At 64.0% G+C, this 14046-nt stretch carries 11 protein-coding genes and 1 tRNA gene; 10 read left to right on the top strand and 2 right to left on the bottom strand.

Features of this window, described 5'->3' with window-relative positions:
- Positions 1 to 86 precede the first annotated feature (86 nt).
- Positions 87 to 1400, top strand: a complete 1314-nt coding sequence (locus ACYCAX_RS03280) for a DNA methyltransferase (protein ID WP_015475015.1) — start codon at positions 87 to 89, stop codon at positions 1398 to 1400.
- Between the two features lie 6 nt (positions 1401 to 1406).
- Positions 1407 to 2288, top strand: coding sequence for a hypothetical protein (locus tag ACYCAX_RS03275; protein WP_015475016.1), 882 nt, complete (start codon positions 1407 to 1409; stop codon positions 2286 to 2288).
- A 284-nt stretch (positions 2289 to 2572) separates the two neighbouring features.
- On the opposite strand, the gene ACYCAX_RS03270 is transcribed toward ACYCAX_RS03275, so the two are convergent.
- Positions 2573 to 2649: transfer RNA gene (locus ACYCAX_RS03270), tRNA-Arg, on the bottom strand.
- Positions 2650 to 3308: 659 nt separating this feature from the next.
- Here ACYCAX_RS03270 and gabD point away from each other — a divergent pair.
- Together gabD and gabT are read left to right on the top strand one after the other, a co-directional pair.
- Positions 3309 to 4760 (top strand): NADP-dependent succinate-semialdehyde dehydrogenase, encoded by a 1452-nt coding sequence (gene gabD, locus ACYCAX_RS03265; protein ID WP_460247414.1) that lies wholly within the window; start codon positions 3309 to 3311, stop codon positions 4758 to 4760.
- Between the two features lie 203 nt (positions 4761 to 4963).
- Positions 4964 to 6244 carry a 4-aminobutyrate--2-oxoglutarate transaminase gene (gene gabT / locus ACYCAX_RS03260; protein ID WP_015475018.1) on the top strand — a complete coding sequence of 427 codons (1281 nt, stop codon included), beginning with the start codon at positions 4964 to 4966 and terminating at the stop codon, positions 6242 to 6244.
- Positions 6245 to 6414: 170 nt separating this feature from the next.
- Here the strand turns inward: gabT and argH are convergent, their stop codons facing one another.
- Entirely contained in the window at positions 6415 to 7809 is a 1395-nt protein-coding gene (argH, locus tag ACYCAX_RS03255) for an argininosuccinate lyase (protein ID WP_460247413.1), read from the bottom strand.
- Positions 7810 to 8034: 225 nt separating this feature from the next.
- Here argH and ACYCAX_RS03250 point away from each other — a divergent pair, with 225 nt between their 5' ends.
- From ACYCAX_RS03250 to ACYCAX_RS03225, 6 genes are all read left to right on the top strand, one after another.
- Positions 8035 to 9105 carry a sensor histidine kinase gene (locus tag ACYCAX_RS03250; protein WP_294980333.1) on the top strand — a complete coding sequence of 357 codons (1071 nt, stop codon included), beginning with the start codon at positions 8035 to 8037 and terminating at the stop codon, positions 9103 to 9105.
- 4 nt (positions 9106 to 9109) lie between these two features.
- Positions 9110 to 9856, top strand: coding sequence for an alginate biosynthesis regulator AlgR (algR, locus tag ACYCAX_RS03245; RefSeq protein ID WP_015475021.1), 747 nt, complete (start codon positions 9110 to 9112; stop codon positions 9854 to 9856).
- A 112-nt stretch (positions 9857 to 9968) separates the two neighbouring features.
- Positions 9969 to 10910 carry a hydroxymethylbilane synthase gene (gene hemC / locus ACYCAX_RS03240; RefSeq protein ID WP_460247412.1) on the top strand — a complete coding sequence of 314 codons (942 nt, stop codon included), beginning with the start codon at positions 9969 to 9971 and terminating at the stop codon, positions 10908 to 10910.
- Positions 10907 to 11677, top strand: coding sequence for a uroporphyrinogen-III synthase (locus ACYCAX_RS03235; RefSeq protein WP_460247411.1), 771 nt, complete (start codon positions 10907 to 10909; stop codon positions 11675 to 11677). The genes hemC and ACYCAX_RS03235 overlap by 4 nt, the downstream gene beginning before the upstream one ends.
- Before the next feature lie 15 nt (positions 11678 to 11692).
- Entirely contained in the window at positions 11693 to 12802 is a 1110-nt protein-coding gene (locus ACYCAX_RS03230) for a uroporphyrinogen-III C-methyltransferase (RefSeq protein ID WP_460247410.1), read from the top strand.
- On the top strand, positions 12799 to 14031 hold the full coding sequence (locus tag ACYCAX_RS03225) for a heme biosynthesis HemY N-terminal domain-containing protein (protein WP_460247409.1): 1233 nt from the start codon (positions 12799 to 12801) through the stop codon (positions 14029 to 14031). Before ACYCAX_RS03230 ends, ACYCAX_RS03225 begins: the two co-directional genes overlap by 4 nt.
- Positions 14032 to 14046: the final 15 nt, after the last annotated feature.

The following is a 14046-nucleotide window of genomic DNA, read 5'->3' as shown; positions in this document are numbered from 1 at the left end:
CGGCGGCGCGTTTCATCGCCATCCTGCTGGCGCGGCTGTCAATGGTAGCGGTGGCTTGATAAAGTAACTGCCGCAGAGGAGCACAGATGAACATTCAGCAGCACGAACTTTTTCTTGAGCCGACTTCGGAACAGAGCCACGTAAAAAAGAATACTCGCTCGGCCCGCTCGGGCACATTTACAGACAATATGAAGTTGCCAGTGCATCGCTGGTTCAGATATTCGGCCGGCTTTTCTGCTGAATGGGCCGAGCAGGTTATAAAAGAATATTCCCCTGCTGCGGTTCTTGATCCTTTTGCAGGTTCCGGAACAACTCTACTGGCGGCCGAGGCTGCCGGTGCGAAGGCATACGGGTTCGAAAGCCACCCTTTCGTGGCCCGGATCGCCGAGGCGAAGATTCACTGGGATCATGACCCACGGCGCCTTCTTGAATGTGCCGATAGAATTCTGATGGCATCGGTAAATGCCCGGCCGGTTCCAGAAGGCGATATTCCGGAACTCATGAAAAAGTGTTATTCCCCGGAAGTCATGCAGAAGTTGTATGCGCTGCAACAGGCATATTTTATCTGCTCATCAGATTTCGATGTTGAAGTATCAAGACTTCTCTGGCTGGCTATTACGGCAATATTGCGTCCTTGCAGTCATGTGGGTACCGCGCAATGGCAGTATGTACTTCCCAACAAGACGAAGGCCAAGACGCTCGAGCCGTTCTTTGCATTTACGCAAAAGGTTCGGGAGATGGCGGCGGATATGGCCGAACTCTCTCGGAAGGCCGTCCGCAGCGATTCGATTGTGTTCCAGCACGACTCTCGCCGAGAGCAGGAACTGATCGAGCCGAACAGCATAGACCTCGTCGTCACCTCGCCGCCGTACCCGAACAACTACGACTATGCGGATGCCACGCGCCTTGAAATGACCTTCTGGAACGAGGTCAAGTCCTGGGGCGATCTGCAGGTGGTTGTCCGGCAGCACATCATCCGCTCCTGCTCGCAGCATTCGACTGCCGAGCGGCTGAAGCTGGACGAGTTGCTTGGCGATGCGTCCGTCGATGCCATTCGCACGGAGCTGTCCGCGGTGTGCAATGAGCTGGCCGAGGTTCGCCTCACCAAAGGCGGCAAGAAGGCCTATCACACGATGGTAGCGGCGTACTTCTACGACCTTTCCAGGGTCCTCCAGGGGCTGCGCAAGGTGTGCAAGCCGGGAAGCACCATGTGCTTCGTGGTGGGCGACTCAGCCCCTTACGGGGTGTATGTCCCGGCTGATGTCTGGCTGGGAGAGCTCGCGCGCGCCGCTGGATTCGAGTCCTACTCCTTCGAGAAACTCAGGGATAGAAACGTAAAGTGGAAAAACAGGAAGCATCAGGTGCCCTTGCATGAAGGGCGCCTGTGGATTAGGGGATAGAGGATAGTGGCAAACTCACCTGCGCATCGTTTTGGCCAGATCATTGGCGACCTGCTGGAGGAAATCATCGCTCCGCAACTTCAGGAGTTCTGCAATAGCCGAGGGTATTACCTCGACAAGAAAGGCAGCAGAGGCAAGGCCAGGAAGGGGAAGAAGGTTTCCTGGTTCGACAAGTATGGCAACAGCCATGACCTGGACTTCGTCATCGAAAAGAATGGTACCGATGATGAAGTCGGGCGTCCCCTGGCTTTCATCGAAGCGGCATGGCGCAGGTACACCAAGCATTCCCGCAACAAGGCCCAGGAAATCCAGGGCGCGGTACTACCCATCGCCGAAAAGTATTCCTGGGACAAGCCTTTCCTCGGTGCGGTGCTGGGTGGAGTTTTCACCTCGAATTCGATCAACCAGATGGAGTCTTCTGGTTTCGATGTCGTGCTGTTCCCCTATGCGAGCGTCGTGGCGGCCTTTGCCTGCGTCGGAATCGATGCAGAGTTCGACGAGGACACTCCAGATGCGGTATTCCAGGCCGCGATCGAGCGATACGAGGCACTCGATGCCGCCGGCCGTTCAGCGCTGGAGCGTGACCTGGTAGAGCGCAACCAGAAGCTTATCGACGAGTTCTTCCATAACCTCGCGGCAACACTGGACCGACAGATCGACAACATTGTCATTGTCCCGCTGCATGGAAGCTCCAATGAGTTCGAGGAGCTCTCCGGTGCGATCTCGTTTGTTCAGCAGTACCAGGAGCAATCGACGCAGGGTGGCCCGTTCAGGGAGTATGAGGTAATCGTCAAGTACTCCAACGGCGACAAGATCGAGGCGCTGTTCAAGGATAAGGCGCGAACTGTCGCTTTCCTTCGCTATGTGAGCGAAGGAGTAGGTATCTAGTCGGAAGGCTGCACTGGCGGTCGTTTCGCGTCGGCGCTCATCGCGGCAAAAAGAAAGCGCCCGGGCTGGCCAGGATTGTGTCCGTCAGTGGACAGCTCTTGATCTCGCTCCGTTTCATCCTTGTACGCCGCGGGTTCGAATTTTCTTCAGGCGTACAAGCCGGCATACATGACGAGCCATGCTGGGGATGGACCGGGATAGACCGCCAGAAACAAGAAAGCCCGCACGGGGCGGGCTTTTCAGGGTGTTCCGTAGACTGTTGGAGACAGCCCGAAACAGGTAGATGGCGCATCCGGCGGGATTCGAACCCACGACCCCTGCCTTCGGAGGGCAGTACTCTATCCAGCTGAGCTACGGATGCGTATGCCGCGCCTGGCGCGGCAGGCGGCAATCATACGCATCTCGGGCTTGGGCGTCCAATAACAGTACGTTCGTTCATGATATCGAACGAAAAGCGCCGCCTGTCGGTAGAAAAATGCCTAAAAGGCTCTGCTGCCGGATACCTTCGTTGGTTTTGTCGAACAAGCTCTTGCCCTTTGCAGTCGAGGGCCCTAGGATTCGTTTGAGATTTCAAACGCCTCCCCATCACAACAACAGGAGACCGGAGAATTGGCATCACACCAGCCGGCCAACAGCCTGCGGGATGACATTCTTCCGTTGTGCCAACCGCTTGTCTTCACTGACAGCAGGTCCCTGTGCGGCTTCCGTCGATCAGCGTACCGGAAGGTTGTAGGGCAGACGTCTTCTTGGATTCAATCCAGGAATCCGTGCGTGAGCGAACTGGACCAGACCGGGCAATGACCCCGGTCTGTGTTTTTTCGTGTCCGCGTGCCGAGCGAACTAAGAGCCGTTCGCCTGGCGTCGCCCCTTGCTGTGGCGACCTTCGCCCCTGGCACCGACATGGGTCGGTCGGGGTGAATGAACGGTAGGGACTGCGGTCTCTCCATTCCAGACAACAAGACAGGTGGGGACTCGAGGTCGACCCGCCGTCCACAGGCTTTCCTCGAAAGGAGACAGGTCATGCAACTCAATGATGCCAAGCTGTTCCGTCAACAGGCTTACATCGACGGTTCCTGGGTCGACGCCGACAACGGCCAGACCATCAAGGTGAACAACCCGGCCACCAACGAAATCATCGGCAGCGTGCCGAAGATGGGCGCCGCCGAAACCCGCCGCGCCATCGAAGCCGCCGACAAGGCCCTGCCGGCCTGGCGTGCGCTGACCGCGAAAGAGCGTGCCAACAAGCTGCGCAAGTGGTTCGACCTGATGATCGAGAACCAGGACGACCTGGCTCGCCTGATGACCATCGAGCAGGGCAAGCCGCTGGCCGAAGCCAAGGGCGAGATCGCCTACGCCGCCTCCTTCCTCGAATGGTTCGGCGAAGAAGCCAAGCGCATCTACGGCGACACCATTCCGGGCCACCAGCCCGACAAGCGCATCATCGTGATCAAGCAGCCGATCGGCGTGACCGCGGCCATCACCCCGTGGAACTTCCCCTCCGCGATGATCACCCGCAAAGCCGGCCCAGCCCTGGCCGCCGGTTGCACCATGGTGCTCAAGCCCGCATCGCAGACCCCGTACTCCGCCCTGGCTCTGGCCGAGCTGGCCGAGCGCGCCGGCATTCCGAAGGGCGTGTTCAGCGTCGTCACCGGCAGCGCCGGCGAAGTCGGCGGTGAGCTGACCAGCAACCCGATCGTGCGCAAGCTGACCTTCACCGGCTCCACCGAGATCGGTCGCCAACTGATGGCCGAATGCGCCAAGGACATCAAGAAAGTGTCCCTGGAACTGGGCGGCAACGCTCCGTTCATCGTGTTCGACGATGCTGACCTGGACGCCGCCGTCGAAGGCGCGCTGATCTCCAAGTACCGCAACAACGGCCAGACCTGTGTCTGCGCCAACCGCCTGTACGTACAGGACGGCGTGTACGACGCCTTCGTCGAGAAGCTGAAGGTCGCCGTGGCCAAGCTGAACATCGGCAACGGCCTGGAGCAGGGCATCACCACCGGCCCGCTGATCGATTCCAAGGCGGTTGCCAAGGTCGAAGAGCACATCGCCGACGCCGTCTCCAAGGGCGCCAAGGTCCTCTCCGGCGGCAAGCCGCACGCCCTGGGTGGCACCTTCTTCGAGCCGACCATCCTGGTCGACGTACCGAAGAACGCCCTGGTGTCCAAGGACGAGACCTTCGGCCCGCTGGCGCCGGTGTTCCGCTTCAAGGACGAGGCCGAAGTCATCGCCATGTCCAACGACACCGAGTTCGGCCTGGCTTCCTACTTCTACGCCCGTGACCTGGCCCGCGTGTTCCGCGTGGCCGAGCAGCTGGAGTACGGCATGGTGGGCATCAACACCGGCCTGATCTCCAACGAAGTGTCGCCGTTCGGTGGTATCAAGGCGTCGGGCCTGGGCCGCGAAGGTTCGAAGTACGGTATCGAGGACTACCTCGAGATCAAGTACCTCTGCCTCGGCGGTATCTGATCCGTTTTTTCCGTGGGCGCGCGGGTGGCAGGCAAGAGCTGACAGCCACCTTCGCGCCGGCGTTTTCCGGTGGTAGCACCGGACAACCCGTCTGGCGGGCCGCAAGTTCCACGGCAGTCGATCATCGTATGCTGTCGTGTGAGGCTTCTCCCCCGCTTTCATCCTTTGATCCGGTCGCCCGATGAGCGGCCACTGAGGAAGCTATGAGCAAAACCAACGAATCCCTGCTGCAACGTCGTCAGGCCGCCGTACCGCGCGGTGTAGGCCAGATCCACCCGGTCGTCGCCGAGCGTGCCGAGAACTCCACCGTGTGGGACGTCGAAGGTCGCGAGTACATCGACTTCGCTGGCGGCATCGCCGTACTGAACACCGGCCACCTGCACCCGAAAGTGGTTGCCGCCGTTCAGGAGCAACTGACCAAGCTGACCCACACCTGCTTCCAGGTGCTGGCGTACGAGCCCTACATCGAACTGGCCGAAGAGATCGCCAAGCGCGTTCCGGGCAACTTCCCGAAGAAGACCCTGCTGGTCACCTCCGGCTCCGAAGCGGTTGAAAACGCCGTCAAGATCGCCCGTGCCGCCACCGGCCGCGCTGGCGTGATCGCCTTCACCGGCGCCTACCACGGCCGTACCATGATGACCCTGGGCCTGACCGGCAAGGTCGTTCCGTACTCCGCTGGCATGGGCCTGATGCCGGGCGGCATCTTCCGCGCCCTGGCTCCGTGCGAACTGCACGGCGTGAGCGAAGACGAGTCGATCGCCAGCATCGAGCGCATCTTCAAGAACGACGCTCAGCCGCGCGACATCGCCGCCATCATCATCGAGCCGGTTCAGGGCGAGGGTGGCTTCTACGTCAACTCCAAGTCCTTCATGCAGCGCCTGCGCGCCCTGTGCGACGAGCACGGCATCCTGCTGATCGCTGACGAAGTACAGACCGGCGCTGGCCGTACCGGCACCTTCTTCGCCACCGAGCAACTGGGCATCGTTCCGGACCTGACCACCTTCGCCAAGTCCGTTGGTGGTGGTTTCCCGATCTCCGGTGTTTCCGGCAAGGCCGAAATCATGGACGCCATCGCTCCCGGCGGCCTGGGCGGCACCTACGCCGGTAGCCCGATCGCCTGCGCCGCGGCCCTGGCCGTGCTGAAAGTGTTCGACGAAGAGAAGCTGCTGGAGCGTTCGCAAGCCGTTGGCGAGCGCCTGAAGGCTGGTCTGCGCGACATCCAGGCCAAGCACAAGGTGATCGGCGACGTTCGTGGCCTGGGTTCGATGGTTGCCATCGAGCTGTTCGAAGGCGGCGACCACAACAAGCCGGCTGCCGAACTGGTCAGCAAGATCGTGGTTCGCGCCCGTGAGAAAGGTCTGATCCTGCTCTCCTGCGGCACCTACTACAACGTGATCCGCTTCCTGATGCCGGTAACCATCCCTGACGCGCAGCTGGAAAAAGGCCTGGCCATCCTGGCCGAGTGCTTCGACGAACTGGCCTGAGCCTTACCGCTCTAACGGTTCAAAAGAAGGCCCGCGCAAGCGGGCCTTTTCTTTTCCGAGCTTTTGCCTCGCGGTGGATTCCTTTCTTTGTGCAGGGGAGGGCAGGTTTCCGGGCATGAAAAACGCCGCTGCCCTTGCGGGGAGCAGCGTTTCTCAGGGTGGCGGGCGCCTCAGCGCTTGGCCAGCAGTTCCTGGCCGCGAGCGACGGCGGCGCGGACCTGATTCGGCGCGGTGCCGCCGATGTGGTCGCGGGCGTTCACCGAGCCTTCCAGGGTCAGCACGGCGAACACGTCGTCGTCGATCTGGTCGCTGAACTGACGCAGCTCGTCCAGGCTCATCTCGGCCAGGTCCTTGCCGCTGTCTACGCCGTACTTCACGGCGTGGCCGACGATCTCGTGGCAGTCACGGAACGGCAGGCCACGGCGCACCAGGTAGTCGGCGAGGTCGGTGGCGGTGGAGAAGCCGCGGCGGGCCGCTTCGCGCATGATCTCGCGCTTGGGCTTGATCGCCGGAACCATGTCGGCGAAGGCGCGCAGGCTGTCGCGCAGGGTATCGGCGGCGTCGAACAGCGGCTCCTTGTCTTCCTGGTTGTCCTTGTTGTATGCCAGCGGCTGGCCCTTCATCAGGGTCAGCAGGCCGGCGAGGTGGCCGAACACGCGGCCGGACTTTCCGCGCACCAGCTCCGGCACGTCCGGGTTCTTCTTCTGCGGCATGATCGAGGAACCGGTGCAGAAGCGGTCGGGCAGGTCGATGAACTGGAACTGGGCGCTGGTCCAGAGCACCAGCTCTTCGGAGAAACGCGACAGGTGCATCATCGCCACGGAGGCGGCGGCGCAGAATTCGATGGCGAAATCACGGTCGGACACGCCGTCCAGCGAGTTGCCGGAGATCGCTTCGAAGCCCAGCAGTTCGCAGGTGATGGTCCGGTCGATCGGGTAGGTGGTGCCAGCCAGCGCGGCGCTGCCCAGAGGCATGCGGTTGGCGCGCTTGCGGCAGTCCACCAGGCGCTCGTAGTCGCGGCTGAGCATTTCGAACCAGGCCAGCAGGTGGTGGCCGAAGGTCACCGGCTGGGCTGTCTGCAGGTGGGTGAAGCCGGGCATGATGGTATCCGCTTCGGCGTCCGCCAGGCCCAGCAGGCCCTGCTGCAGGCGGGTGATCTCTTTGATGATCAGGTCGATCTCGTCGCGCAGCCAGAGGCGGATGTCGGTGGCCACCTGGTCGTTGCGCGAACGGCCGGTGTGCAGCTTCTTGCCGGTGATGCCGATGCGGTCGGTCAGGCGTGCTTCGATGTTCATGTGCACGTCTTCCAGGTCGACGCGCCAGTCGAAGGTGCCGGCCTCGATCTCGCTCTGGATCTGCGCAAGGCCCCCGATGATGGTGTCGCGCTCGGCGTCGGTCAGCACGCCGACCTTGGCCAGCATGGTGGCGTGGGCGATGGAGCCCATGATGTCGTGGCGATAGAGGCGCTTGTCGAAGTCGACGGAAGCGGTGAAGCGGGCGACAAAGGCATCGACGGGCTCGCTGAAACGGCCGCCCCAGGACTGGTTGGTCTTCTCTACGCTCATGGATCTCTCTCGCTGAAACGGGCAGGCGCGGCGCGCGGCCTGCATGAAGGGCAAAGTGCGACGATAATAGCAGGCTGAAGGACAAAACCGGCGGCGCTTTGGCGGTTGGGGGAGCGGCGATGAATCGCAGTGCGGCCCCGGCCGATCCTTGCGCTGCCCGACATTTCCAGGCTCTGGTCGCACGCTGCGCTTGCCGCCGTGCGGACGCTTACGGAAACTGCGTCGATGCCCATACTCGCGAAGACCGGCGTCCGGCCGGCACCCGAAGACGATTTCTTCATTCCCGAACTGTGTGAGCCCGAAGCGCTGTTCAGCCTGGTGGTGCTGGCCGAGATGCTGGTGCTGGTGATCGTGCTGGCTGAACCGATGACGCCGAATTTCAACTGGGTGCGTCTGTCGCTGATCTCGCTCTTCGTGCAGTGGAACGTGCTGCTCTCGGCCGGCCTGCTGTGCCGCTTGCGGCCGCTGCTGGCGCGCCGCCCCGCCTGGCTTGCCGGGGTGCTCAGCTGTGCGCTGGTGGTGGCGTTGACGCTCGCCTGCACGGCGGTGGCCGACTACCTGTCCCTGGGCGGGCCGATGTCGCGCACCGGCGAGGTGAATCTCTACCTGCGCCATGCATTGATCGCCCTCATCATGTCCACCCTGTTGCTACGCTACTTTTATCTCCTGAGCCAATGGCGGCGTCAGGAACAGGCCGAGCTGCGGGCGCGGATCGAATCGCTGCAGGCGCGTATCCGTCCGCATTTCCTGTTCAACAGTCTCAACAGCATCGCCAGTCTGATCGAGCTTGACCCGGGCAAGGCCGAGCAGGCGGTGCTGAATCTGTCGGACCTGTTCCGCGCCAGCCTGGCCAATCCCGGAACATTAATTTCCTGGGGGGAGGAACTCGAGTTGGCCAGACGCTATCTTTCCATTGAGCAGTTTCGTCTTGGCGCTCGGTTGCAGATGGACTGGCAGGTGCACGGCGTGCCCGATGGCGTGCCGATCCCGCAGTTGACGCTGCAGCCTTTGCTGGAGAACTCGTTGATTTATGGCATCCAGCCGCGCATCGAAGGCGGGCTGGTGAAAGTTGAGGCGGACTACCGTGACGGTGTGTTTCAGCTCTGCGTGAGCAACCCGTACGACGAGTCGACGCAGACGTTGCCCACGAAGGGGACCAAGCAGGCGCTGCAAAATATTGCGGCGAGACTTGCGGCACTTTTCGGGCCAAAAGCTAGTCTCAGCGTCGAGCGCCGTGACGGACGGCACTACACCTGTCTACGCTATCCATGTGCGCGTCTCATGCAGGAAGCCTGAGCTTATGAATGTCCTGATCGTCGATGACGAACCCCTGGCGCGAGAGCGCCTGGCCCGGCTGGTAGGGCAACTGGACGGCTATCGCGTCCTCGAACCCTCCGCCAGCAATGGTGAAGAAGCGCTGACGCTGATCGACAGCCTGAAGCCGGATATCGTCCTGCTGGATATCCGCATGCCCGGCCTGGACGGGCTTCAGGTGGCGGCCAAGCTGTGCGAGCGCGAAACCCCACCGGCGGTGATCTTCTGCACCGCCCATGACGAATTCGCCCTGGAGGCCTTCCAGGTCAGCGCGGTCGGCTACCTGGTCAAGCCAGTCCGCAGCGAGGACCTGGCCGAAGCCTTGAAGAAGGCCTCGCGGCCCAACCGCGTGCAACTGGCGGCGTTGACCAAGCCGCCGGCAGCCGGCGGTCCCGGCCCGCGCAGCCACATCAGCGCGCGGACCCGCAAAGGCATCGAGCTGATCCCGTTGGAAGACGTGATCTTCTTCATCGCCGACCATAAGTACGTGACCCTGCGCCACGCTGGCGGCGAAGTGCTGCTGGACGAGCCGCTGAAGGCGCTGGAAGACGAGTTCGGTGATCGCTTCGTGCGTATCCACCGCAACGCGCTGGTTTCCCGCGAGCGCATCGAGCGCTTGCAGCGTACGCCGCTGGGGCACTTCCAGCTGTACCTCAAGGGGCTCAACGGCGATGCACTGACCGTCAGCCGCCGGCATGTCGCTGGCGTACGGCGACTCATGCATAACCTGTAGCGACACAGTGCCGCATTCCGCGTGAAGCCTGGGTCCTGCGCCCAGGCTTCTGCGCGCGCGAGCTGTTATGATGCGGGTCGTCTCATGCACGCTCTATTGCACGGAAATGCCCATGTCCTCTCGCGAAATCCGTATCGCCACGCGCCAGAGTGCGCTGGCCCTGTGGCAGGCCGAATACGTCAAGGCCCGCCTGGAACAGGCCCATCCCGGCCTGCTCGTTACTCTTCTGCCGATGACCAGTCGCGGCGACAAGCTGCTCGACGCACCGTTGGCGAAGATTGGCGGCAAGGGCCTGTTCGTCAAGGAGCTGGAGACCGCACTGCTGGAGAACGAGGCGGACATCGCCGTGCACTCCATGAAGGACGTGCCGATGGACTTCCCCCAGGGTCTTGGCCTGTACTGCATCTGCGAGCGCGAAGACCCGCGCGACGCCTTCGTTTCCAATACCTACGCCAGCCTCGATGAGCTGCCCGCCGGTAGCGTGGTCGGCACGTCCAGCCTGCGCCGCCAGGCGCAGCTGCTGGCGAGCCGCCCGGACCTGCAGATCCGCTTCCTGCGCGGCAACGTCAACACCCGTCTGGCCAAGCTGGATGCCGGCGAGTACGACGCCATCATCCTCGCCGCCGCCGGCCTGATCCGCCTCGGTTTCGAGAATCGCATCCGCTCCTCCATCAGTGTCGAAGCCAGCCTGCCGGCTGGCGGCCAAGGCGCGGTGGGCATCGAGTGCCGTACTGCCGACGCCGAAATCCATGCGCTGCTGGAGCCGCTGCATCACGCGCAAACCGCCGTGCGTGTCACCGCCGAGCGTGCCCTGAACAAGCGCCTCAACGGTGGCTGCCAGGTGCCCATCGCCTGCTACGCCATTCTCGAGGGCGATCAGTTGTGGCTGCGCGGCCTGGTCGGCCAGCCCGATGGTTCCCAGTTGCTGCGTGCCGAGGCGCGTGCGCCGCAGGCCGACGCGGAAGCGCTCGGCGTGAAGGTGGCCGAGGACCTGCTGGAACAGGGCGCCCAGGAAATCCTCACGGCGGTGTACGGCGAGGCCGATCACCCGTGAGCCGCTGGCGGCTGCTGCTGACCCGTCCCGAGGATGAGTGCGCGGCGCTGGCCGCGAGCCTCGCCGAGGTAGGGATCCACAGCGCCAGCTTGCCGTTGCTGGCGATCGTTGCGCGGGAAGAGTCGCCGGCCGAACGCAGCCTGATCCTTGACCTGGACCGCTACTGCGCGGTTATCGTGGTCAGCAAGCCGGCGGCGCGCCTTGGCCTTGAGCGGCTGGATCGCTACTGGCCACAGCCGCCGTCGAACCAGGGCTGGTTCACCGTGGGCGCGGCGACCGCGGCTATTCTCGAGGACTACGGCCTGGCAGTGCATTACCCCGTGGACGGCGACGACAGCGAAGCCCTGTTGAAGCTGCCGGCGTTGGCGCAGGCGCTGCAGGTGCATGATCCGAAGGTGCTGATCCTGCGTGGCGAAGGTGGCCGAGAATTTCTCGCCGATTGCCTGCGCGGCCAAGGCGTGGCGGTCGACTATCTGGAACTCTACCGCCGCGAGTTGCCGGCCTATCCCTCGGGGGAACTGCTGAGGCGGGTCCGCGAGGAACATCTGAACGCGGTGGCGATCAGCAGCGGGCAGGGGTTGGAGCACCTGCATCGTCTGGCGGCGCAGGACTGGCCGCAGGTGAGTGCGCTGCCGCTGTTCGTGCCCAGTCCGCGTGTGGCCGAGCAGGCCCGCGGGCTGGGCGCGCAGCGAGTGATCGATTGTCGGGGCGCCAGCGCTGCGGCACTGATGGAGGCGCTGAGAAGCGCTGACGAGAACAATTTCTGAGCGAAGGATGGATCTGTGAGCGAAGCCGTCACTCCCCAAGAGACTCCCACTCCGACCAATCCGGCCACGGAGCCTGCGCCGCGCAAAGGCGGCGCGGGCATTGCCCTGCTGGCCCTGCTGGTCGGCGCTGCCGGCCTCGCCGCGGGCGGCTGGGGTATCTGGCAAGTCCAGCAACTGAAGGGCGCCGAGCAGCAGCGCAGCGCCCAGTTGGAGGACGCCCGCGGGCAGGCGCAGAGCGTGCAGAATAGCAACCTCGAACTGAACAAGCGCCTGGACGACCTGCCGACCGCCGATGAGCTGGAGGCCCGCCGCCGCCTGGTGGTGGAATTGCAGGGCGACCAGCAGCAGTTGTCCAAGCAGCTCAAGCAGGTGCTGGGCCAGAGCCGCCAGCAGTGGCGCCTGGCCGAAGCCGAACACCTGCTGCGCCTGGCCGCGCTGCGCCTGTCCGCGCTACAGGACATCGACAGCGCGACCGAGCTGGTGCAGGGCGCCGACGATATCCTGCGCGTGCAGAACGATCCGGGTGCCTTCGCTGCCCGCGCGCAACTGGCCAAGAGCCTGGAGGCGCTGCGCAGCCTGCCGCGTCCGGACCGCACCGGACTGTTCCTGCAGTTGGGCGCCCTGCGTGATCAGGCTGCGCAGTTGCAGCCGCTCAACCCGGCCTTCAAGGCCGACGAGAACGGCACCGCCGCCGCCACCGCCTGGGGTGACGGCAGCAGTACCTGGGACCTGTGGTGGGAGCGCATCTCCCACTACGTCCGCATCGACTTCAACGCCGGCCAGGACATCCGCCCGTTGCTCTCCGGCCAGCAGCTCGACCGTGTGCGCCTGGCCCTCAGCCTGGCGCTGGAGCAGGCCCAGTGGGCGGCCCTGAACGGCAAGCAGGATGTCTACCAGCAGGCGCTGAAACAGGCCCGGCAGATCGTGGGCGACTTCTTCAACGCCGACCTCGCCGACAGTCGCGCCCTGGCGACGCGTCTCGACGAGTTGAGCGGCCAGGCCGTCACCGTGCAGATGCCGGACCTCAGCCCCGCCCTCAGCTCGCTGCAGGCCTACCTCGCACGCCGCGACGCCGATGCCGCCCAGCAGGAAGCCGTCGCGCCTGACGCGGGGACCCAGCCATGAGCCGCGTCTATGTGCTGATCCTGGCCGTCGTGCTGGCCGCCACCCTGATCGGGCTGGCCGTCGCCGAGCAGTCGGGCTACGTGCTGATTGCCTACAAGAGCTTCCGTTACGAATCCAGCCTGTGGACGTTCCTCGCGCTGCTGGTGGTGCTCTGGGTCCTGTACCTGGGCGTGCGGCTGGTGCTGCGTCTGCTGGGCGTTTCCGGGCGGGTGGTCAATCCCTGGTCGCGCTTCAACCGCCGCCGTCGTTCGCAACTGGCCGAGGAGAACGGTCAGCGCGACCTCGCCGAAGGGCACTGGCAGCAGGCCCTGCGTCACCTGCGGCGTGCCGCGGAGCTGAGCGACCGTCCGCTGCCGCACTACCTGGGCGCCGCCCGCGCCGCCAACGAGTTGGGCAGGACCGAAGAATGCGACGAGCTCCTCGAACGTGCCCAGCAGCGCGAACCAGGGGGCGAGCTGGCCGTGGGCCTGACCCGCGCCCAGTTGCTGATCAACCGCAGTGACTTCGCCCAGGCGCGCACCGTGCTGGACAAGCTGCACCAGGATCATCCGCGTCACCCCACGGTGCTGCGCCTGCTCCAGCAGCTCTACGTCAGCCTGCACGACTGGCAGGCGCTGTGCGTGCTGCTGCCCGAGCTGCGTAAGGAGCGTGTGCTGCAGAACGCCGAACTGGCCGATCTGGAGCGTCGTGCCTGGATGGCGGCACTGGACGAGGCCGGCGAGCAGGGTATCGGCCAGGGCGAGAGCAGCCTGCAGCCGCTCACCCAGCGCTGGCAGAACGTGCCGAGCAATCTGCGCGCGCAGCCGCTGCTGGTCGCCGCCTACGCCGAGCAGCTGTTGCGCCTGGGTGCGCCGGAAGAGGCCGAGGAAGTCCTGCGCAAGGCGCTCAAGGAGGGCTACGACAGCCGCCTGGTGCATCTGTATGGCCGCGCCCGTGGCCGTGAGGGCGCACAGCAGCTCAAGACCGCCGAAGGCTGGCTGAAGCAGCAGGGTGACGACCCCGAACTGCTGCTGGCCCTGGGTCGCCTGAGCCTGCAGAACAAACTCTGGGGCAAGGCGCGCGAGTACCTGGAAGCCAGCCTTGCGCGTCAGCGCAGCGCGGAAGCCTGTGCCGAACTGGCGCGCCTGCTGGCGCAACTGGGCGAGGTGGAGCGCAGCAACCAGCTGTTTCAGGAAGGCCTGGGCCTGCTGGCGCCGCCGGTCTCGCAACCGGTGGCGGTGCGGGCCTGATCCCGCTGCATGAGA

It is taken from the genome of Pseudomonas sp. MT3 (assembly GCF_054720805.1).
The sequence above is the reverse complement of the archived record's forward strand: the minus strand, read 5'-3'. Positions and strand labels throughout refer to the sequence as shown.